General features: G+C 32.9%; 13 protein-coding genes. 7 read left to right on the top strand and 6 right to left on the bottom strand.

Annotated elements, in window-relative coordinates; genetic code table 11:
• Positions 1-331 precede the first annotated feature (331 nt).
• Both BW942_RS00910 and BW942_RS00900 read left to right on the top strand, forming a co-directional pair.
• The gene (locus tag BW942_RS00910) at positions 332-2,050 is read left to right on the top strand and encodes an EAL domain-containing protein (RefSeq protein WP_000528391.1); all 1,719 of its coding nucleotides are present in this window, start codon (positions 332-334) and stop codon (positions 2,048-2,050) included.
• Between the two features lie 1,475 nt (positions 2,051-3,525).
• Positions 3,526-3,927: a hypothetical protein gene (locus tag BW942_RS00900; RefSeq protein ID WP_001070548.1), complete on the top strand. Its 402-nt coding sequence runs from the start codon at positions 3,526-3,528 to the stop codon at positions 3,925-3,927.
• A 1,909-nt stretch (positions 3,928-5,836) separates the two neighbouring features.
• Here BW942_RS00900 and BW942_RS00895 read toward each other — a convergent pair.
• The 3 genes from BW942_RS00895 to BW942_RS00880 all read right to left on the bottom strand — a co-directional run bounded on the left by BW942_RS00895 (position 5,837) and on the right by BW942_RS00880 (position 10,864).
• On the bottom strand, positions 5,837-7,060 hold the full coding sequence (locus tag BW942_RS00895; protein WP_000995307.1) for a helix-turn-helix domain-containing protein: 1,224 nt from the start codon (positions 7,058-7,060) through the stop codon (positions 5,837-5,839).
• Between the two features lie 1,115 nt (positions 7,061-8,175).
• On the bottom strand, positions 8,176-8,703 hold the full coding sequence (locus BW942_RS00885) for an Lcl C-terminal domain-containing protein (RefSeq protein WP_000252094.1): 528 nt from the start codon (positions 8,701-8,703) through the stop codon (positions 8,176-8,178).
• A gap of 106 nt (positions 8,704-8,809) precedes the next feature.
• Positions 8,810-10,864, bottom strand: coding sequence for a putative Ig domain-containing protein (locus BW942_RS00880; RefSeq protein WP_000791241.1), 2,055 nt, complete (start codon positions 10,862-10,864; stop codon positions 8,810-8,812).
• A 2,099-nt stretch (positions 10,865-12,963) separates the two neighbouring features.
• On the opposite strand from BW942_RS00880, the gene rpmG reads away from it, so the two are divergent.
• The 3 genes from rpmG (at position 12,964) to BW942_RS00865 (ending at position 17,005) form a co-directional block, all read left to right on the top strand.
• Positions 12,964-13,128, top strand: coding sequence for a 50S ribosomal protein L33 (gene rpmG / locus BW942_RS00875; protein WP_001206796.1), 165 nt, complete (start codon positions 12,964-12,966; stop codon positions 13,126-13,128).
• 17 nt (positions 13,129-13,145) lie between these two features.
• Complete coding sequence (locus BW942_RS00870) at positions 13,146-13,598, top strand: TraR/DksA family transcriptional regulator (protein ID WP_000125527.1); 453 nt, start codon at positions 13,146-13,148, stop codon at positions 13,596-13,598.
• A gap of 1,364 nt (positions 13,599-14,962) precedes the next feature.
• Positions 14,963-17,005 (top strand): hypothetical protein, encoded by a 2,043-nt coding sequence (locus BW942_RS00865; protein WP_223809832.1) that lies wholly within the window; start codon positions 14,963-14,965, stop codon positions 17,003-17,005.
• Here BW942_RS00865 and BW942_RS00860 read toward each other — a convergent pair.
• From BW942_RS00860 to BW942_RS00850, 3 genes are all read right to left on the bottom strand, one after another.
• Positions 16,988-18,379 carry a PrsW family glutamic-type intramembrane protease gene (locus tag BW942_RS00860; protein ID WP_000928216.1) on the bottom strand — a complete coding sequence of 464 codons (1,392 nt, stop codon included), beginning with the start codon at positions 18,377-18,379 and terminating at the stop codon, positions 16,988-16,990. The genes BW942_RS00865 and BW942_RS00860 overlap by 18 nt on opposite strands.
• A gap of 44 nt (positions 18,380-18,423) precedes the next feature.
• Positions 18,424-20,520, bottom strand: coding sequence for an LruC domain-containing protein (locus BW942_RS00855; RefSeq protein ID WP_000721945.1), 2,097 nt, complete (start codon positions 20,518-20,520; stop codon positions 18,424-18,426).
• Positions 20,521-20,659: 139 nt separating this feature from the next.
• Positions 20,660-21,409: a ubiquinone/menaquinone biosynthesis methyltransferase gene (locus BW942_RS00850; RefSeq protein ID WP_000012765.1), complete on the bottom strand. Its 750-nt coding sequence runs from the start codon at positions 21,407-21,409 to the stop codon at positions 20,660-20,662.
• 612 nt (positions 21,410-22,021) lie between these two features.
• Between BW942_RS00850 and BW942_RS00840 the strand changes: the two genes are divergently transcribed.
• Entirely contained in the window at positions 22,022-22,549 is a 528-nt protein-coding gene (locus tag BW942_RS00840; RefSeq protein ID WP_000453428.1) for a MotA/TolQ/ExbB proton channel family protein, read from the top strand.
• Positions 22,546-22,959 carry an ExbD/TolR family protein gene (locus BW942_RS00835; RefSeq protein ID WP_000739913.1) on the top strand — a complete coding sequence of 138 codons (414 nt, stop codon included), beginning with the start codon at positions 22,546-22,548 and terminating at the stop codon, positions 22,957-22,959. Before BW942_RS00840 ends, BW942_RS00835 begins: the two co-directional genes overlap by 4 nt.
• The last annotated feature ends 234 nt before the right edge of the window (positions 22,960-23,193 follow it).

The following is a 23,193-nucleotide window of genomic DNA, read 5'->3' as shown; positions in this document are numbered from 1 at the left end:
TTTTAATGCACAGTTGATTAAAAAAGAATTTTTAAAATCAATGTTAGTTGATAGAAACTTCCGTATTGTAAAGATTGAATAATTAGGCCTGATGGTGAGCGATCATAGAATTCTGAATTTGAAAGAAGAGAAGTATTTAGTTTAAAATCAAAATTGTTGGATCATTCTATTCTACTTTTACTAAGAACCTGTCCCAAAAGCTGGAGAACCCTTCGAACGCTAATATAAGCGAGGCGTTGAGTTACCCAGTTTGATCTTTCTAATTACAATTAGGCTTTTGGGACACTCTCTAAAGTGAATGAGATGAAATTTAAAATAAAGATGAACCATTATGGGAAACAGTGAATTCGTTCAAAATACAAGTTTGAACATCAAACCGGTCATATTGATCGTAGATGATGAAGTTATCATACTCGGAAGCATCAAGTATGCGATTCAACTCAGTTTCGGCAATCGTTTCGACATAGAAATGGCGGAGGATGCTGATTCTGCGATGGAAATTCTGGCAAGATGTAAGTCAGAACAGATAGACGTTCCTCTCGTGATTTGTGATCAAGTATTGCGAGGAAAAAGTGGGGACGAATTACTGATTCAAATTCATCAGGAATATCCTCAGATCTATAAAGTGATGCTCACTGGTTATGCATCGGCAAAAAGTCTCGGAAATGCTCTTAACAAAGCAAATCTTTATCGATACCTTACTAAACCTTGGGATTCTGAAGACTTGATTCTTACCATTTCCGAAGCGGTAAAGGCTTACTTTCAAAATCGAAAAGTTGCGGAACTCAGTTCTAAATTAGAAGAAACGTATTTATTTAACCGAGAAACCTTATTTCCAAACTTTGAAAACTTAAAACGAAGAATTGATCGAAGATTAATTGAAAACGAAAATTCCATTCTTGCACTCATTCGTATCGAGTCATTCGGTTCCATTGCGGAAAATTTTGGAATTGAAACATATCGTAAGATGTTATTCGAATTTTTATCCGTACTTGATTGTTTTATAGGTGGTTATAATGGAGAAATCTTTCATATTTACGATAATATGATTGCGGTTCTTACAAAAATTGAAGAGGACCGATTCTATTCTTTACTCAGTGCCGTTCGAATCTTTTTAAGATCGGAATGTATCGAAGTAGATGGAATTTCTTTTCAAGTTAAGATTTCTATTGGAGTTTCTTCTGATCAGTCAGATGTATATGATAAAGCAAGACTTGCAATGATGACTGCGAGTAACAATTCTTCTGTAGAATATATACCATATTCGGAAACTACAAACAAAGTCGATCGAATTTATGCAAATCTAAAATTGGGTAAAAAATTCAACTCGGCTCTCAATGCTGGAAGTATCATTCCTTATTTTCAAGGAATTTATGATAATAAGCTCAATCGAATTACAAAGTACGAATGTTTAGCGAGAATTATGGAAGGAGATCAAATTTACAATCCGGCAATGTTCATTCCAATCGCAAAATCTACCGGAATTATTCGATTGCTTACTCCTTTGATGGTAGAGAAAACTTTTAAGTATTTCTCAAAACATCCAGAATATTCTTTTTCTATTAATATTTCTGAATCCGATTTAGATAAAAAAAGTTTTCCTCTTTGGATAATGAATCGATTATTACACTATAGAATTTCTCCGGATCGTGTTATCTTTGAAATTTTGGAAAACGACCATTGGAACGGTTCTTCTAACTCTACTCGTTCTCTACAAGAGTTGAAAGAAATAGGTTGTAAAATCGCTATCGACGACTTTGGGGTAGAACGTTCTAACTTTGAAAGATTAATAGAAATTCAACCGGACTTTATAAAAATAGACGGTAAATTTATACAAGGAATTCATGAAAATCAAACTTCATACAGATTAGCTGCAGCGATCACCGAAATGGCGCATACAATCGGAGCCAAAGTAGTGGCTGAATTTGTATCTAATGAAGAAGAATTAGAAGCGGTAAAATCTTTGAGTATAGATTATTCACAAGGTTATTATTTGATGGAACCAGCAGAAGACATCATTTATACGGAGACTGTTTTAAATTTAGCTTAATCTTTTTTATATTTTTATAAACTAAAAGTATAAATTCTGAGCCCAATTTCTATAGGCAAATAAAAAGAAATCATATAAAAATACTATTAGAGTTTTGAGACGAATCTTCGTTTAAGAAACTGAATTCTGAGCACTTGTATATAAAGTTCTGAATAAAATCAAATTTCTGCTTTTAAAAACTAGAAAATTAAGTACAAATTAATTAAACGTGAATTCAGCGTTAAGTAACTATGATTCTGAAAAAAGTTGGAATCTGAACTTTACAGATCAATTCTTTAAATGTGGGAACTCCTACAATTTATAAAATAGAAGTTTATAACACTTGAATCTGTCGTATTAATTGTGGGAACTACTGCAAATTACGATTTTACGACAAATTCTAAAATTGTAGGAACTCATACTTTTAGACAATTCTTTCTCATTTTCTTACAACCAAGCTCACATTAATTAAGAATCATTTTTACATTCCGTTAAATAACGTGAGTTTCAATATAACCAATGCGAAAACGATTGTAGTAAAAATGCCAACATTATATACGACAAGAAGGAGCAACATTGAGTTCAATTTTATGGTTGCTCACCTTTTTAGCTATGAAATTCACGAGTTGCGATACCCCTCGTTTCATTAAGAAAAGCTTGTTCTAAAATCGTTCAATGTGGGAGCTACTACGAAAATTTAACGACATTAGGAACTACTCAAAAGTTCACAAATTGCCAAATACCTCAAAAAATTTTACACGATCATTCTTTAGAAATTTTTAATAAAATTCAGTAGTTCCTACAAATTAAGTCGCATTGGGACAAACTCTAAGTTTTTTATTCGCTCAGATTTTTCCTACATTGAATTCATGTTAAATAGTAAAAACTCAGAGTATAGTAACGTGTGACCTATCGTTTTTTCACTCAAAAAAGCCTTTATAATAAAAATTTAACAGCACTAAATTTGTTTTATAGAAATAGTGAATTTCCACTATAAAACAAACCCTTTTCGCCAAACTCGCGTTATACTATAAAAAAATGATGGCTTTTAATTTTTTCAATAACTACTCAAATACTCCGTATGAAGTTCTGAGTAGTTATTCATAAAATCATTTTATGGATTTCTATATCAATTCTGATTTGTAAACCCAGATTTAAATTTAGAAACCTCTACAAATCTAAAAGATTCAATTCTGCACAAAATCGTCGTTTGGCGATTCCAAGTTTAATAGTTCAATTTATAGATTAAAAGATTTCTTCAATTTAATATTTAATCATATTATAAGTTAAAGAATATGAATAATTAAAAACTATAAAAAATATCTAAATACCAAAATAGTTAAAGATAACGCTAATTAGAATGAAGAAATACAAGTATGCGTATTTTAATTTCATAATCCATACTATAAGCTGCAAAGCTTTATCTTTATAATGATATATACTTTTTAAAAATAACATAAAGAATATTTTTTCAAAAACCTTGGGGGTTAGGAAAAATGAATCAAGCTATAATGATTGATCACGAATCAAAAGAAATACAAGTTAATACAATTCGTTATAAACTTTTAGTAATCGAATTTACAGGTATAGTTAATTATGAAACTCTAAAAGGAACGCCTGCTCAATTGAGTTCTATTTTCTATGAAATGGAAGGTATATTGGTGTTAGATATCAGGAAAGTAATAAATCTAAATTCTGAGTTTGTGCGTGCTTTTACAGGAATTTTACATGTGATTTCCGAAAGATTTGCTAGATACTTTATTATAACAGAAGATCAAAAAATTTATAATTGGATTATGAATTACAATCAATTAAGAGATGTCAAACCAGTGATGAATTTTAATGAAATAGGAAAGTCTTTGGAGCTAGATTCTTTAATTCAACAATTTGAATTTTAGAAATGGAATAAGTATTTAATAATATAATTTTATTCATCTTATATTCTGAAGAGATCTCTTTTGGGAGATGAGTTATGATAATAGATGTAGAAGGGAACTCACTCTATTACACTCGTCTATCTGGCTTTGTTTGTAATATAACTGGGCCAGGTAGACAATTTTAAAATTTTCTTTCTAAATAGAGTTTATAAAAAAATATCTGCAATTTCCTTAATAAAATAATTTTAGTAAATACGAATTTACTAATAAATAAATTCTTCCCTATAATACTTCATTACATATTTTTTGAATATAATTCATTTGGCATTTATCCTAAATACCCACCCATAGGTGTTTGCTGAGCTTTTCGAACAACCCTTGGGATTGAGTTTCACAAAAATGTGAGAACTACTACGAAGATTTAACGATATTAGAATTGTTGGGAAAGTTTGCAAATTGCCAACTAATTTGTAGGAACTACTCCATTTTATTAAAAATTTCTAAAGAATGATCGAGTGAAATTCTTTGAGATTTTTGGGACAAGTTCAGGCTCTTCTATAGTTAGATTTAAAATTACTTATTTTACTTGCAAATGAGTAAATTAAATGTGTGTTGATCTAATAAAGTGCTATGATATGTTTTTTAATTTGAGTAAGCGATTGGAATGTTGTTATCAATAGTTCTTCTTTCAAATATTGATTTCAATTTATAACTAGGGGAGATGTAAAACTAAAATTTCTTTATACTTACTTATAAATAAAGTTAGCGCGAATTTATAGGAATTCGCGAATCATTAATTTAGCTCCTATATCTCCATAAACAAAGCACTGAGTCTATTTGGCTAATTTGCATTCGTTAGCCAGATAGATTTTTTTTCGTTTCAATTTAGAGAAACTCTGGGATTCACGATAATCATCTATAATAATTAGAATATATATCAAAGCTTGTCCCGAAACCTAAACACCGACCTGCAGAGCGACAATAGAAGTGATGGATTGAGTTTAAGGAGGTCGTTTGCTGAGTTACTTTGAGTACGTATCCATAGAAGTGAAACGCTGAGTTCCATAAAATGTAGAAACTACTCCATTTTATTAAAAATTTCTAAAGAATTAATCGCGTAAAATTTTTTGAGGTTTTGGAACAAGTTCTAAGGTCATTAAAAAGTTAATTTTCTTTTATGAAAGCTTTATTATATATTTCTGAAAATGTTTAAAAAATTTCATATATTACTGATCTCCATAAAATTGAGTACCGTTAATTTTATTACAAAACACTGATTCCATGCAAAATATTAGGTACTTTATATATAGTTATGAGTAATAAACGATTGTATCCATTAGTTATACTATTTAATTAGAATGTCTAAAGTTTGATTTCTAAAATGGGATTGTCTTAAAGTATATTATGATTATATAATAAATTCTCCAATACTTGTGATGAAAACAGAATTTTGTAATAAAAATTTATAATACCCAATTTTATAAGATCAGTAGTAAAAGTCTATTACAAGACTTAAAAGAAATTATCTTGAACCTTTCATAAAATGTTTCCACAGATAAGTATATTTTTTGAACAAGGGTAATTAAGTTTGGTTCTTGAATTCGACGATTCAAAAAAGGTTGTTTTTGTGTGAAGTGTTCTGGTTTTTAAAAATTAAAAAGTATGGGAATAATCGTATTCTTTTATAAGAAAATTTAATTCTATAAAAGTTTGTTATTAATAATCTGAACTTACAAGTTACTTAAAACTATAAAATTAAGTGGCCAAAATTCAGTTCTCATATTTCTTAAGGTTTAATCATTGATTCTTACTAATTACTAGAATAAGATTGAATGAACTTTGAGACAACCCCATTTGAGACTGATAAGGTTTTCACTTCATCTTATGGGATCTTTATAATAAAATAAAGTTTTAAATTAAATCGATGTTATTATACTACTACAGTATCGAACTTATTCGATTCTAAATTTTTGTTCAGAATTTCAGCCTTTTGTAAATTTATAGATATTTTAAAATGTTCATAATTAGATCCATTTAACTGGATCGCATTTTTTCTGAGTCCTTTGGGAGAACATCCGGTCCATTTTTTACAAGCTCTATGAAAGGATGTATAGGAATTAAATCCACATTCAAAAGCAATATCTAATAGGTTCATATTCTTTTTTTCTACAAGGAATTGGATTGCATCGTTCATTCTATTTTGATTTATAAAATCTGAAAATCCCATATTTTTATATTTGTTCAGATAAAAAGAAGCTTGGTGTAAACTGACACCTAAATAGGCGGAAAGATCAATTAAACGAATACTGTCATCCGCATAAAGTTTCTCCCTAATAAAACCATTAATCCTTTCTTCTGCCCGTTTTAGATCGTCTTCCTTAAGAAGATTTTTTTCTTCTAAGGGTTCTATAAATTCCAAAATTTCATCTTCCAACATAGAATATGGTTGCTCTATAATTTCTTGAGTTTCCGAGTTTAAACTTAATACTAAGTTTTGTGAAGTTGTTGCTTCATTTTGAGCTTTTATTTTTCTCTTTAAAAGATAAAGAGTGAAAATAAAAAACGCATAAAAATAGTATGAAATACTATTCCATTCAACATTATAAAAAGCGGTTCCAATAAAATTTCCCAGAACTCCAAATCCAATCCCTCCCAAGATAGGAAACAGGAAATAGTATTCTTTTTTATAGGGACGGGAAAAAATTAAGTAACCTGATTCCAATAAAGTATAAATACAAATACCGAGACAGAAAAGTTCTCCTGTAATCATCATGGAAAATGGTTTTTCAAAATACATTAAGAATGCAAAAGAAAGGATCATTGCCGTTATCGCGTTTCTAAGGATATAACGGTAAGATATTTGTATCTCAAAAATTCCTAGTATAATAAGTCGAAGTAATAGAAAGGAATAAATTGAAATTCCACAAATTATAGAAATCAATTTGAACTTATATAAATCTCCCGGCGTCAAAATCTCTGGAATAGTTCGATTCCAGATTATTAAATAAAGGCCGAAGAAAATTAGAAATGTAGAAAAAATATTTTTCTCAAACCATTTTTGTAAGAAAGACTTTAAAGAAATCTTATGTTCAAAATTTGATAGAATTTTAGAATTATAGATACGGTTTAAAAAATTCTCAATGTAAGCATTCATAAAAGACAAACTCTTTAATATTATGGGATTTGAATATTGAATCTTCAAATAGGAAACTTTTAATTTGATTTCCTTTTTCTTCTAACTTGTTCATCTTTTTCATTTGGATCGTTATTTTCAGTTATTTCTCATCGTAAAGAGTGAAATATATAATTTAAGAATCGATTTACAATTATAAGGTATCGAAATGAATAACTGCATTCTTTGCAAAATCCAAGTTTTACTTAAGTATGGTGAAATCATATAAATACAAATAGCTTTCTATAACTTGTGAATCATTTGGATTTACAAAGTATCAAAGTCGTTCCTTAAGAAAGGCTTCTATTAGCCATGTCTTTTAAGGGGTGGTATAAGTAAACTAAAAAATCGAAAATCGAATAGATTTGTTTAATCTGAAATTATGTTTTGATTCAATTTAAGTTTAGAAGAATTTTAAACCGAAGTGAATTAGAATGTTGTGAGCGGGTAGTTTGATTGACTTTTCTCCTCTGAATTGTTCAAAAAGGATGATAGTGGGAAAATTGATTTAGGTAGAATTACTAATCAAACTTGTCTTTGCGTATTCTAAAAAAGTTCACAAGTATTCAGGAAGTGTTAACCTTTTTACATTGAAAATAAATGACAGTAGAAAGTGTATTTAAAATCTGGATTCGTAGACTTAATAAAACTGACCCGTACACGTGAGTTATTTGTGTCGAAGACAAAGTTGAAAATTGTTAATAGTTGTTCTTTAAAAAAGTGCTCAAGGACGAATAACGCAAATAAACTCTGTGCTCAAAAGACAAGATTTAAAGACAAAATCACTGGAAAGAATGAAAAAACTATATAAAAACGCGGTGAAAATGAAACGAAACCATAAGAAAAGCTCAAAACACAAAGTTAATTATTTTGCAATAAATTAGACCAATCCTCAATCATAGATCAATTATCGAAAAGATAGGCTGAGAAAATTTTAAAAATAATTGATAATATTATAATGTACTAAATAATTTTAAAAAGGCTCTCTTGTTAGATCTCATACATATAGAAATGTATTTTGTTAGACGACGCTTGTAAGTAAATCAATGCAATGGAAAGCGAGATTATGTTTATCAATCTCGCTTAAAAAGAAACAATCAAGGAGGAGAGGCAACACAACGAACATAGTATGCTGTACTTTTTGCTGTTGTTCCAGAAGTGTATCCGGACATAAAATTAATTGCCCAAGCTTGACTAGCTAGAAGTCTATAAGTACTAGATGTCCAATAGTATTGAGAAACCGTTCCTGGAAAAATAGCAGTATTAATTACCGGAGATGTGCCAAAGGAGTGATCTATAATACTTCTTAACTCGGTAATATTTGGTAATCTCCAAACTTTCCCAGCGAGGTTGAGATTATTACAAAAGTTAATAGCATTTAACCATGAATATTGGGTTGTACCGCCGGTTGTACATGTGAAATCAGTAAGATCATTAGTTGTACATTTTTGCCAAATTAGTGCGTTTCCGACGTCTGTGATAGTTCCATTGCCATTATCTACTAAGGGGACTCCAAAAATAGGTATTGTAGCAAATCCCAAAAATAATAATATGATAATGGTAAATTGTCGGACCAAAAACGATCTTATATTTTTGAATTTCTTTTGAACTGTATTTCTAACCATATTCAACTCCTAAAACCAAAAGTTTGAAAGGAATTTAAAATATTCCTTCATTAAATTTTGTTATATCTTATACTATTTCCTAATATCGCGTGTATTTCCTTAATACTTACGGAGAAACACAGCGTAAGTATGTTCCTGCAATGTTCGTTTGAGTTGCATTTGTTCCTGCATCCCCAAAATTCAGGACTAAAGTATATCCTGCGGTAGGTAAATAAGGTGTAGAACTCCAGTAATAACGATTTGACAACGTTCCTGGAAAAACTGCAGTAAAGGTTCTTGGATTTGCCGTTGCATCGAAGTTAGCTAATGTTTCTAACTCAGAGATTATAGGCACTCTCCAGTTTGTGCGATTCGCATATCCTGTACCTGCATTCAAATTATTACACGCTGTAATCGCAGTAGCCAAATTAAACAAATTGTCCGATCCTGTCGTACAAGTAGCACCTGATCGTCCTTCATGACAAGTCTTCCAAACAAGTCCAGTATTATTGTCTATAGTAATGTATTCGGTTGTATTGACAGTTTGATTGGTAAAAGATGGGTTGGTTCCTTTTTGTAATTTTCCATCTTGACCAGCGGATGAAGCAGTCACACAAGTTGCATCTATAGTTCCAGTCGCGTCCCAACAATTTGTCTGCATGGTCTTCATCGGAGGTGTTCCAAAAATCATAATACTAATTGTAGTATTTGTATTTCCAGAAGAGTTACTCGCTGTGATCGTATAATTTGCAGAAGCTTGAAATACAGTTGGCGTTCCGGAGATAGCACAAGTTGTAGCATTCAGAGTAAGTCCCCCTGGTAAAGCTACATTCGGATTACAACTAGTAACTGTTCCAGTAACTGTAGGTGTCGCGGCTCCTGCAACTCCTTTATAAAAAACTAAAGCACTTGGTGTATAAGCAAGTCCAGTTGGAGGAGCAGGATTCACTGTAATTGATATAGTAGTGTTTGTACTACCGTAAGCATTGCTTGCAGTAATGGTGTAATTTGTAGCAGATTGAGTTGTAGTTGGCGTTCCGGAGATAGCACAAGTAGTTCCGTTGATTCCTAAACCAGCGGGTAAAGGGATATCTGAATTACAACTTGTTACAGTTCCCGTAACGGAAGGAGTAGCAGTAGTAATTGTTGCACCTTGTGTGAAAGTAAACGGCGTTCCCGCATAACTTAGAGCAGATGGAGGTGCTAAATTTACTGTAATTGTTATTGGAAAACTAATACTTCCAGAAGCATTACTAGCCGTAATATTATAATGGGTTGCAGGTTGAATTGTATTTGGGGTTCCGGAAATCACGCAAGTAGTTGTCCCAAGTGTAAGCCCAGCAGGTAAAGGAATGTCTGAATTACATGCAGTAACTGTGCCGGTATAAGTGGGGTGGATGGCTGCGATTGTTGCGTCTTGGGTAAAAACAAAAGGGCTACCTGCATAATTCAAAGCGGATGGAGGAGCTATATTGACTGTAATTGTTATAATAGTGCTTGTACTTCCAAAAGCATTACTTGCAGTAATGGTGTAATTAGTTGGACCTTGGGTTGTACTCGGAGATCCAGAAAGAGAACAATTTGTCGTTCCCAAAGAAAGTCCTGTAGGTAAAGGAATATCAGAAGTACAATTTGTGATTGTTCCCGTATAGTTTGGAACGATAGGAGCAAATCCGGGCATAGCACCTGCAGTAAAAGTAAAGGTAGGTGTTGCAAAATTCAAAGCAGCTGGTGGATTTGCATTCACAGTGATTACAATTGTGGCGCTTTTACTTTGAGAAAGGTTGGAGGCAGTAATTGTGTAGTTTGTAGCTGGTTGGTTAATTGTTGGAGTCCCTGTAATGGTACAAGTTCCACTTATAACAAGCCCTGTTGGTAGAGTAGGGTTGGATGAACATTGTTCGATCGATCCACTGATGCTGGGTTGAATCGGGTCGATGGGAAGATCTTTTGTAAGCACATAAGGACTTAGGGAGTAATTAACCGAAACTGAATCATTTATAGAGGCAGACTGTAATAGATTATTCGTAGGTCCAAAAAGAATTCCTTTAAAGCTAGTGGAACCGTTTCCTCCGATACAACCACCAAGGGTTAGGAGAATAATAAAGATGAAGAAATTAGGAAAAATTTTTCTATCTAACAATTCTTTTGATTTTTTGAATTGGCCTTTCTTATTTTTCATAAAATTCCCTACCTTTTAAAAACTCTTCACAATTCAAAATGTAAATTACTTTGTAATAAGAAGCAGTTGTTTGCTGGATATCGAACTTCAAAGTGTTTCAACTTTTTATTGTTAAAGAAAACTTAAAATTCGCCGAATATCATTCATTTCTATTTTTCGATCTATTGCATGGTAGCTAATTTGAATCGAATCCAACAACAAACTTTTTCTCTTGGGTATATAAATTATCTCAAAATCGAAATTAGTTCCGATCGTGTTATAACGTGAAGAGTTTTTAATAGGCTCTTAGACTTTGTGTATTTTAGAACAAAAATTGTGCACAAATTATTCAAATAGAATTGAAGCAAGTTCTAATGTAAAAGGTTTATAATGCGATGGAAAAGAGTTTATCCGGCTTTAAATTCGAATGTATAAAAATAAAGCAAAATGACAACTAACGTTCCTATTTGTTGCTATCTAATACAATGTAACTTTACCGTAATATAGAGTAAAAAAGAGTTCTATTTAAAGATCAGAAATTGTAATCGTTGTTAACTTTTTATAGTATTGATTCTTTACTTTAAAGCCCATAAATTTTAAGCTAAATCGCCGTTTAGAGGCAGAATTTGGGTATTTCTGAATAATAGAAATATTATGATTTTGAAATAAATTTCTGTTTAAAATCTACATTATGCACTGCAGATTGATTTCTAAAATGTAGGAACTACCCGCAAATCACGATTTTACGAACAAATTCTTAAATTGTAGGAACTACTACTTTTAGAAAATTCTTTCTCTTTGGTCGAATTCCACGTTAAAATAGGTTCTGCGATAAAATGTTAAGTATAGAAAATGAGTAAGTTCATCCTAGTTTTTTTCAGAAATGTGGATCATGATCAAAACTCAGTTTTATTCTAGAAAAAATTGAATACTTCTTCCGTTTATATAATTCGGGACGTAAGCACTTTTGCATGATTTTATACTTAAATTCTGAAAGTTCTAATTATGACCGATAGAAATCATTGTTTAAATGTGCGACTGAATTATTTTCAAATCAATTCATCTCAAAATACCAACGAATATAAACTTTTAAAGAACTTTATCTACAAGAATAAACTTAGGTTTGCTATATGCTATTTTTGAAAAATTTTACATCTTGCAAATTCGATCGTTAATTTTGGTACCGTTCTTTATACTCCGCTTATAGTAATATAATAAAGTACCCAATATTTTGCACTGAAATAGTGTTTTACAATAAAAATCAACAGTACTCAATTTTATAGAGATCAGTAGTACAAAGTTCAAATTCAAAAATAAGATCTTAAAAACGATTCAAAATCTATCGTGCTATAAAAATGCACGAAAATGATACTATGAAATTGTTCAGAGATTAGAACAGGGAAACCCACTTTCAAAAAAGCCAATAATGAGCTTTGAGTAGAACTTAAAAATGTAGTAACTCATGTGAGATGTTTCATTCATAACGATTAAAGTTATTAAAAGTCTATATTACTGCTTCGAAACTAAATACAAATTACTCAATATCTTATTTCTAAACGTAGATTGTCAAAAATTCAGTGGACTCAAACTTTATAGAAATCAGTAAATGGACTCAGTTTGTGGAACTGCTACATTTTATTGAAAGGATTTAAGATAAGTAATTCTGTTCTATACAATAAATCTTGAATTTGATTACTATCAAAACGGTAGATTTAGAGTTATTGAAAAATCATATCTGTGATTAACGAAACGCTTTATTGATTCGTTTTTAGTAGAAAAAAACAAAAGAAAGCTAATTTTTTAACAATTTTATTATAGAAATTAAATTTTTAAGCCTAATCTTTGATTTTGAATTGGCATAAAGATTGAATTGTTTGCTGAATTTGAAATTCCAAATTTTTTAAAAACTATGGGAATCGATCTCTCTATAGATCTTACTTAAGCTAGAGAAAATTATTTCTTTTTTAAGGATTTTACTTAATCCTCCTTGATTTTTAAGCCCTTTCCCATTTTATAGCACAATGAGTAACCTCTAGTAGCGACTTTGGAACTTAATTTCTAAATTTTCAGAAAAATTGGACTACTGATGAGGAATCTATTGAAATCGAGACATTAGCGCCATGAGAGAAATTATTAAGCTCGTTTGTCAGGAGCCGGGATGTTCTAAGGGAAAAAGCACCTATCTTCTTACCAAGAACAAAAAGGCTAAAACTGAAAAATTAGTTACAAAAAAATTCTGCAAATTTTGTAGAAAACACACCGAATACAAGGAAACTAAGGTCTAAAATTTCCAGGTAACAGGATGACTGCAAAAAAATCAGCTCCGGCATACGATAAAAAAGTTCTCCAAGAAATTTCTGAACTTCTTCATGAGAAAAAAAATGCTCTCTTGGAAAAGTATGCCCATTGGGAAGATAATAGTAAACCGTCTGGCCTTAAAGAAATGGGTGATATTGCGGATATTGCATCCGAAATTAACGAAGAAACTCTAAGTTCTGTTCTTTCCGAAGCTGAGATAGAAACTATTCGAGAAATTGATGCAGCGTTGGAGAAAATTGAAGAGGGGACTTATGGTGTTTGCGAAGGAACAGGTAAAAAGATTCCTATCGCACGTCTCAAAGCAATTCCTTGGACTCGTTATACTGTCGAATACGCAGAAACTCTTTCTAAAAGCAAAGGTTTTTCTCGTAAGAATACTGGGAGTCTTACCGGTGCTTATAAAATCCCATCCGATATGGATTCGATGGATGATTAAATTTTCTTTTGTTTTTTATGATTAGATTTTTTTTATAGGTTGTAGGGTTCTTAAAAACTTACCTATAAATAAAGATTAAAAATTTTTAGATTTAACACTTCTCTTTTCCTATCAAACTTCAAATATTTGTTTGAGTAATCTTTCGTCAGAACTTATCCAAAAAATTTAAAATGTGGGAACTCATACAACTTGCACCCAATTCGCGTTCACTAAGAACGATTTTAAAATCTTAAAGATAAAATGAATGTGGAAACTCCCATGTTTTTACTGATTTCTATAAATTGAATACCTTAAATTTTTATCATAGACCCATTTTAGAACAAATATTGAATGCTCTAACGAATATAACGTCAATTCGGTATAACTTGAAAGGAGCGGATGCGAGAAAACTCAGCGTCTCGTTTCTATGTATGCTCGAAGTAACTTAGAGCGTCTCACTCCCCTGAATGCTGATCCTTAGAGAAGGTATTCGCTGAGTTTTCTGGTCGTGTTTTAGGTGCTCGAAGTTAACTCAACGTCTCACCTTAAACTCAATGCATCGCTTCTGAGATCGTTCGACAGATCACGTTCTATAATCAATTGAAATTAAGAATTGTCCCAAAACTATCCAATGTGGGAACTGCTACGAAAATTTAACGACATTAAGAACTATTTGAAAGTTCACAAATTGCCAATGCGACTTAATTTGTAGGAATTACTGCATTTTATTAAAAATTTCTAAAGAATGATCGTGTAAAATTTTTGAGGTCTTTGGACAAGCTCTGATATGGCGCTCCCAACCGGAGCCGTAAATATTTTTTCGCATTTTTTTATCATCCAATATTAACTCGTTAGAGAAAAGCATTCGCGACGATTGACCAGAGCTTAGGAAGTCCGGTGGTTGTCTGTAGCAAGCTGGATTTGCCCAAATTTTCTTATGTCGAATTCACGTTAATACATGAGTAGTCTTTAAGAACTACAAGATTAATGTGAATCCGATGTAAAAAAATGAGAAAGAATTTTATAAAAGCCATATCAAAAATATCTTAGAAGAATCGAAATCTGCATTTTAAGCCAGGATTGAGATAGATTCTAAAAGAATGAGTTTCTACATTTTAGAATTTGCTCGTAAAATCGTGATTTGTGGTAGGTAGTTCCTATATTTTAGGAATTGATCTGTAAAGTTCAGATCTAATTTTTTTCAGAAAAATGAATCATGGTTAAACTCACGTTAAGATTATCTCCAAAATGTAGGACTCCTATTGTTAGAAAATTTTCTTATACCGAACCGCGTTGCTTAAGAAGTCATTTTTTCGACCGTTTTTAGATTGAAATCTGGATCTTTTTCAAAATCCTCTTTATTCGTGCCTGGATTATTCCATAAACTGAAGCCACTTAGAACTCCCACATTTTTTGGCCTTATCCTCTGTTCCATTATTTCCTATCTTTTGTTTCGAAGTTTTCTTTTTGTAAGAGAAACGGAAGGAGCGGGAATAATAGCGATTGGAACAATCCAATTTCTTTTCGGATTGATTCCCAATCTATATCATCGTAAGCCGGGAAGGATATTTACGATGGCGGGTGCTCTTGTTTTACCTGGATTGCTATATGATAAAACGGTAATATTTGGTTCCCTGAGTGGTTTATTTGCTGGCGCTATTTTAGGGATTTTTTTAAGACAATATATTTCTACTTTTCATTCACAAACTGTAAACGAAGAAGACCCTATATTCCGTTTTTTTTATATCAATCGACCTTATAAATCTTCTCTACCGTTTTATCAAAATCCTAAAGTAGGAGTTTTGATTTTCTGTTTGTTACTTCTTATAGAACGTTTTTTTACCTATTTTAATGCACCTCCTTTTAAGGGTTTCGGCATTTTAGATATGACTTATCTTCCCGGAATTAGCTCTAGATATGCTTTTGGTCTGAGTTTGGACTTTTTAGGATCTTGGGTGCTTGTAATACTTTATTTTTTAGCGGAAGAATCTTCTTCTCACGAAAGCGATTCCCCTGTTAAGTATTGGAGGCAAGGGCTTTTTGCGGGAGTATTTTTGAATATTCTATTATTCTTAATTCAAGGATTTTTACAAGGTTCGGTAATTCCGTTTACTCCTATTATAGAGGGCTCTGATTCGATTTCTGGTTTTCTTGCAGATTCAAAATCTCTCAATTGGTTTTTCCCTCTTTGGATCGCGTATTTTTTTTACTACCTTAACTCCAAAAATTGGCGTTTCCCTACAAAAATCGTTTTGAGCATTGGGCTTTTATTTCCTTTTTTAGTCTTAGGAAAATATTTTAGTGCAGGTTCCTGGATCTTACTTTTTACTCTTTTGACATACTGTTATTCCATTATTAACTTTCCTAAAATTCGAAATCGTTGGTGGAAACTATCTTATATCCCGATTTGTGTGATCGTATGGATTATTTTTGTAGTTTTGATTTTGTGGATCGGATCATTTTCTTGGTCGTTTGAATCTTGGCAGGAACTTCATCAAACTTGGATCAAGTGTTTTCGTAATCCTGGAGGGGGTATCCTTCGTTTTCTGGATCTTTATGGGGGAGAAGGGTGGCTTCAAACTAGATCCGCTTGGAATTGGACAAAACAATCGATTTTGTTAGGCAATGGAGCTGGTAGTTTTGTACTCAACTGGGTTGATTCTAGATCTTCCAATCCAATTCCAGCTGGGGGAATGAGAGAATTGGGACTTTCTTCTTTCTTATTTTTATTACACGACGGTGGGATTTTTCTAATTCTCATTTTTTTAGGTTGGATAGGTTTAGAAATTGCGTTACGCGATCATTGGAAGGTTTTGATTTTACTTTTGCCGATCTCTATCTTTTTTATGCCTTGGACCGGAAGCAGTGGGGCTGTTGCCTTTTTTTGTCTTTGGTTAATCACTTCCTCTTCTGCTCAAACAAGGCAACTACACAGAGCTTTTGGAGGTGGATTTAATCTTCTCTCTTTATTTTTAGGCACTTTCTTTTTATTTTATTCTTTAATTAAAATTGCCCCAAATTTATGGGGCCCTGAGTTCCGTTATGCGGAATTGAAGTCTTACCAACTTATGGCTAAGAAACAAGGTTTGATTCAAAACGGAATTCGTTATCATGAATTTTCTTCCGGCGCGACCTGGGTATTAGCGAGTAAAGCTCCACTTAGTTTAAGAGCTTTTGTCCCAGAAGGAAAAAATTTTTCTAAAAAAGATAAGATTCATATTCGTTGGTCTTTTTTGGGGCCAGACTGGGTTGAAATTCAATCCAAAACGTTACCGTTATTTGCGAATGTAAGTTCGATTGGACTAACCGTTCCAGGCAATGCCAAATATTTAAAAGCGGAAATTCTTCCTGGTTCCTTCTTTGAAACGTCTATGAATGAATTTGCCATTTCTGCCGAAGATTTTGACAACCTAAATAGAGTGAGATGATTCGATAGGATGTAAAATCTGATGAATTAGATTTTGAAACTGTTGTTTGGTTCTGACTAGTAATCTCCAAAATAAAAGTCTCCAAGGTGGGGTTACAAAAATAAAAACGGCTCCGGGTTCGAACTCAGGATCGTCCTCTCTCACGTTTAACCAAACAGGGATTGCAAGAATATTAGAAAATTCTTTACCTGCTACGTAAAAAGTTACGTAAACTCTATCTCCAATTATTAGATTTTTTTCAACCGGAGAATAAAATCCCTTTCCGGATAGAGAATATGCCAATGAATGATACTCTCTTTCTTCTTGAACAATCGTAACTGCTATAAATAGAGGAATCTTGAGAATTCTCTCTCTAAAAAACTTTGGATTGAGAATTCCTCTAAAAAGTATCAGTACACTTAACCAGATCGGATAAACTAAAAAAAGTCCTATGAATTCGGAAGTTCGAATGCCCCCAAGAAGGAGTGGTATTAATTCCGGAAATGTTGAATAAATAAAATATAATAAAGTTGGAATTAAGAATAGAAATACAGATACAAAAACTTTTACTTTGGAAAGTTGTCTGAATAATGGAATTGATTCTACTTTTTGAGCCTGACTTTGGCTAGAACGCATCCAGGAATCGTACCGCGTAAATCTAGAAATTACTGTATAATCGTCTCGAAATAATCCAATGGATTGAAGGACTTCGATAGGGAGTATGTTTTGAGAAATTGTAAGAAGATATTCTAAAACAAAAAAACCAATCGCAAGTATAAAGGGAAGTAAGACGACTAGATCTCCGTCCATGAGTAAAATGTAATTAAAGGTTCCATGTAAAAGGAAACATCCAAATAAACTATAATAAATTCCTAAAAAATTAAAAGAAGAAGGTCTTGAATGATAGTATTGCATTACCGCAAATCCGTAGATTCCCGCTGTAAATGTATGGATCGGAAGGGAAGTGACCGCTCTTAAAAATAAAGGCCAGAAGTCCACAGTAGTAGAATAAAGAAAATTTTCTAAAAGCCCAAAAGAAGCACCTAATGTAAGCCCGAAATAGATTCCGTCGGAAGTGTTATAAACCGATTTAAGTCCTCTAAAATACCATAGGACGACGATAAGTTTTGGCACTTCCTCTAAAAGAGAACTCCCTGGAAAAGCTCTTTCAAAATATGAGTTTTTGTCTATATACTGTTTTGCTAATATTTCTGGAAAGATGGCTAGTCCTACGGTTAAAACTCCGCAAAAAATAGCAGATAAATCAAAACTCTTTCGATTTGGATGGTAGTATGTGTTCCGGTAAAAAAACCAGTAAAACCCGGCAGCGAAAAGCGTCGTTACGAATTTCAAAAAAGAGGTTAAGAGTTCTTCAAATCCTAAATAAAGGAGCATATTCCTTTAAAATATCGGAATATACTCCTTTTTTTGTTAATCGATTAAGCTTGAGAAAGAGTTCTTCTTTTCAAAATATACGCTACTGCTGCTCCTGCGCCGATCAATAAAATTGCTATAAGAATCGCGTTCTTTTTCATGGAGCGGAGCAAGAATCCCATCAATTCGGAATCCTCGTCCGGAACCGGGAATACCTTTGCTTGATTGGTGATATGTTTATACCAATCTTTGTAAGAGGTTCCATTAGACGCCACCCAAAGATTGAATTCTTTATAGCCGGTTTGTGCGTCCTTACGAATGTCCAAACCTTCATACGGATATTTCCAAGCTCCTGGAACTAAAATTGCCCAGGGAAAATTGTTAGAATCTAAATATTTATCTGTTCCGTTTGCATTTTTATAAAGTCCCGGAAAATGAATTTCTTTTCCGGTATTGATCACTTTGATAAAGATGTCGTACGGATAACTTCCAAGTGCGGTTTTTTTAACAGGAGAATTAAATACGATTTCGATCGTTGCTATATATCCAGGTTTATATACTCCTCCCGGATTTACGTTTGGATTGGATGTAGTTTTATTGGATTCTTCGTGGATTTGGATTCCTAGATTTAGATCCGATGAAGAGACCGTTTTTGTAGTTAAATCTGTAACTATTTTACCGTCTTCTCTTACCACTTTTCTAGAGAACGTAGCTCCCACCGCTACCGGAAGTTTTAAAAAGAAAGTATGTTTGTATCCTGCGCCTCGTGCCACGTGTTGGTAGGTTCCCCTCAGTCTAATTACGTCTCCCGCTGCATTTAAGTCTTCTTCGTTATGAATGTGAAGTACATAATCATTTAAGTCTGCGTCTCCCGCACTTGGATATAAATCCTCATACGCTACGGTACTGACTCCTTCTGCTGGAATTCGTATTAAAGAAGAACGAGTTGGATCTTGAGGATATGTATCTAATGTGTCTGGAACCCCGTCCTTGTCCGTATCTGTTGGTACAGCTGCGACTGGAAGTAAAACCTCATATTTGATCTCTCGATTGATTCCGACTACATTGATCAAATTGATTACGTTTGAGATGGATTCTCCTGCCGCCGTAATCTCTAGAGTGATTTGTCCTAATGCGGTTTCTACGGTGATCGTTCCAGAAACTTTTCCTATGTTGTTTGAAATTCCTTGGAATAAGATATGTCCTTCGTTGTCTGAAACAATCACTGTGGCTCCAGAGATAGGTTTAGATTGTTTATCCGTTACGACTAAATTTAGAGGAATCGTCTGTACAGTGTTATACGTAAAAGGAATACTTCCTATTTGGTCGTTTACTGTAATTATACCTGTAATTTCTTGAGAAGGAGTAGAGGGATTTGAAGAGCCATTATTCGAACCCGTTCCTGTGTTTGTATCACTTCCGGAAGAAGAGCTGGAACCTGCATTGGAACCAGAGGACGATCCAGAATCGGAATTAGAACCTACATTTGTACTTCCAGAATTTGTGCTTGTATCACTTCCGGAAGAAGAACCGGAACCTGCATTGGAACCGGATGATCCAGAATCGGAATTAGAACCTACGTTTGTGCCTCCAGAATTTGTGTTTGTATCACCTCCGGAAGAAGAACTGGAACCTGTATTGGAACCGGATGACCCAGAATCAGAATTAGAACCTACATTTATACTTCCAGAATTTGCGTTTGTATCACCTCCGGAAGAAGAACTGGAACCTGTATTGGAACCAGAGGATGATCCAGAATCGGAATTAGAACCTACACTTGTGCTTCCAGAATTGGAATTACTGTTGTTCGATCCTGAATTAGAATTTGAACCAGACGAAGAAGAGTTATTTGAACTTCCGGCAGAAGAAGAGTTGTTTCCTGAAGTTTGAGAATTGGTAGTAGCATTTGAGGAGGAATCGCTATTGTTATTTGGAAGTAGTACACCGCTCGAATTATTTCCGCTTCCAGTATTATCCACAATCACTACACTTCCTCCGTTGGAAGCTGTCGCGGTTCCGGTACTAGATTCGGATTTAGCTGTAGATGCACCCGCGTCTTGATTGAGTAAAGTTAGAAATGGAAGTAATATTCCTTTTTTCTTATGACTGCAACCGAAGACTGCAAAGCTTAAAGCAATCAATAATATTAGAATTTTCTTCATAACCCTATATCCCTTTTTTATAATTAGAATAAAAGACGAAGAGTACTCAACGTTCAATACTATTCGAGGAGGGAATTATAGGGGATTTTTTAATTTCAAGAAAGATTTTTTTTGACTTTGACTGTATTTTAAATTAATTTCATGTTTTTTCAGAAGGTTTTTTTGCGACGTGTAGCACTACATTCCCAAAAACAAAATTCTTATATTGTACTCTTTGAAAACCTTCTTTTTCAAGAATCAACTGTAAAGTTTCCTGATCTGGATAGGAAAGAGAAGAAACAGGTAGATAATCAAACATTTCATTTTTTCCTCCCCAAAGAATATAACCTAAAATCGGAACGATTTTAAAAAAATAAAAATCCGCGATCCAACGAATCCAAGGATTTTTGACTTTTCCTACGTCTAAATTAAGAAACATTCCTCCCGGTTTTAAAACCCGAAAGATTTCTCCGATTGCTTTTGAGAGATTATCTACATTACGAAGACCAAATCCAATGGAAACCACATCGAATTGAGAATTTTGAAATTGGATCAGTTTCGTAGCGTCTCCAAGTTCAAAATGCACTCTACCTTTTTGAGCTTGTTTTTTAAGTCTAGTCTTTGCTATTTCCAACATATTTTCCGAAAAGTCTACACAGGTTACATGATCTACGAAAGAAGAATTTTCCAAACGTAATGAGATATCTCCGGTTCCACAACAAAGGTCTAGTACATGCAAGTGACCGGAAAAATTATTTTCGATTTCCCGCACCAAGTGATTTTTCCAAACCCGATGAAGTAAAAAACTATTCCAATCGTTGAACCGATCGTATTTTTTTGCGATTTTATTAAAATTTTCACGAACAAACCCAGCCTTGAAATTGGCCTGAGGCATTTGAAATCCAGACATACGGTTAATGAAATGGTTTGTCTATGTTTGGCAAGTGAGTTTTTACGATGAAGACGTGCGGATAGGAATTCTAAATGAATTTCGAGTTATGCGGGACTACTTTAAGTTTTGATTTGTAGAGTTTCTAACAATTCATAACAAATTTTAAAATAGTAGGGACTATTACATTTTGTTGCGAATTTATGAACGGATTGTAAAAAATTTATTTCTAAGCTTTACTACTCGAATGTATGAAAATAGTACCAGAAAATAATGGCGATTTTACAAAGAGGCAGAAATTTTCAAAAAATTATATCAACTTGAAATCGTTGTCTTTTTTGTATGAGATCCCAAGTTTTGAAAGTGGTTTAAGAATGGTATTGTTTGTATGCGTCCGAGTAGTAAACGTTGCTATACAAATCAAAAACGTAAGAAACAATCCATCTGGCAACGAAATCGTTTTATCGATCCTTATAAAATTAAATACCATAAATTTTATTGTAAAACTATGTTTCAACGTAAAATACTGAGAACTTTATTATATAACTCTGAGTAGGAAATAGGTTTTGCGTTAGGATTGAAATGACAAAGAAAAAGGAAATAAGAATCTGCCTTTAGATTCGGGGGATTTTTGTGGAAGTTTTATTGGCAAAAGGTACTTGGGTTTCGGTTCTCATTTTAATCGTAAGTTTTATCAATCTAGGACTTTTTATCCGGGTTCGAACCTTTCTTCCGGTTCTTAAAAGAAAAATCCTATTTAAACTTCAAGGTAATAGTCCAAGCGGAGAGAAACGAAATATAGATTTAAAATTTCTACTCGAAGACCCGGAAGAATTTTTTATCAGAGAATTTTTCGTTCCAGAAACGATGATTTCTTGGATTCGAAATCTAGCAGGAATTGCTACTATGCTTGGACTTCTCGGAACGGTAATTGGAATTTCAGTAGCTTTTGAAGAAATGAAAAATGCAGGTTCGGTCAGTTTGGAAATTTTCTCGGAAGGAATTAGGCTCGCTTTAAATACTACGATTCAAGGTCTTTGTGTTTCGATCCCTTCTATTTTAGGGTTTCAATATTTGAAAGTTATACTTCATAAAACGGAAATAGAACTGAAATCCTCAGTCGATTCTGAAAACGAAAATTCGATTAAAACTTTAGAATGAAAAAAAATCTTCAAAAAAGAAAACGTCTTTTGGAAAATGAAGATTCCACCCTCGACATGACGAGTATGTTAGATGTGGTTTTTATTCTTTTAATTTTTGCGATGGTGGCGATGAGTTTTCAAAAAGAAGTTCACTCCTTGCCTGTGAATCTTCCTAAAGGTAAAACGGAATCGAACGGTAGCGGAATTAAAAAGGAAATATTTCTTTTAAAGGATGGCAATATTCGTTATACGAAACAGTACTTTTCGGAAAATACTTGGATACAATTCATTTCCCAGGGTGAATTTAAAAATCAAATCGTTTGGATTTACGGTGATGAAAAAGTAGATTACGGTAAATTTGTATTTGTGATAAATAGTTTAAAAAATTCTAATTTAAAAGAACTGCATCTTGCAGTTAAAAAAGAATAGTCTCCATTTTTTAAAAAATCAATTTTAAAATTTTTCAATAACAAATATAAAATCGCGGCGTTTGAGCAGCTTACTAAGGCATGCAGTTTTTTATAAATCGCTTTCTAAGAACAAGAGATGTGTCTTAAATGAATATTAGAACTTCTGCTTTTTCTAATTTAACATGAATTACTACTCGAACGTATGAATAGAATACTTGTGTTAGGTTGTTTCAAAAATTTGAATATTTTGGTC

It is taken from the genome of Leptospira interrogans, assembly GCF_900156205.1.
Taxonomy (GTDB): domain Bacteria; phylum Spirochaetota; class Leptospiria; order Leptospirales; family Leptospiraceae; genus Leptospira; species Leptospira interrogans.
This window is presented reverse-complemented; position numbering and strand designations above follow the sequence as displayed.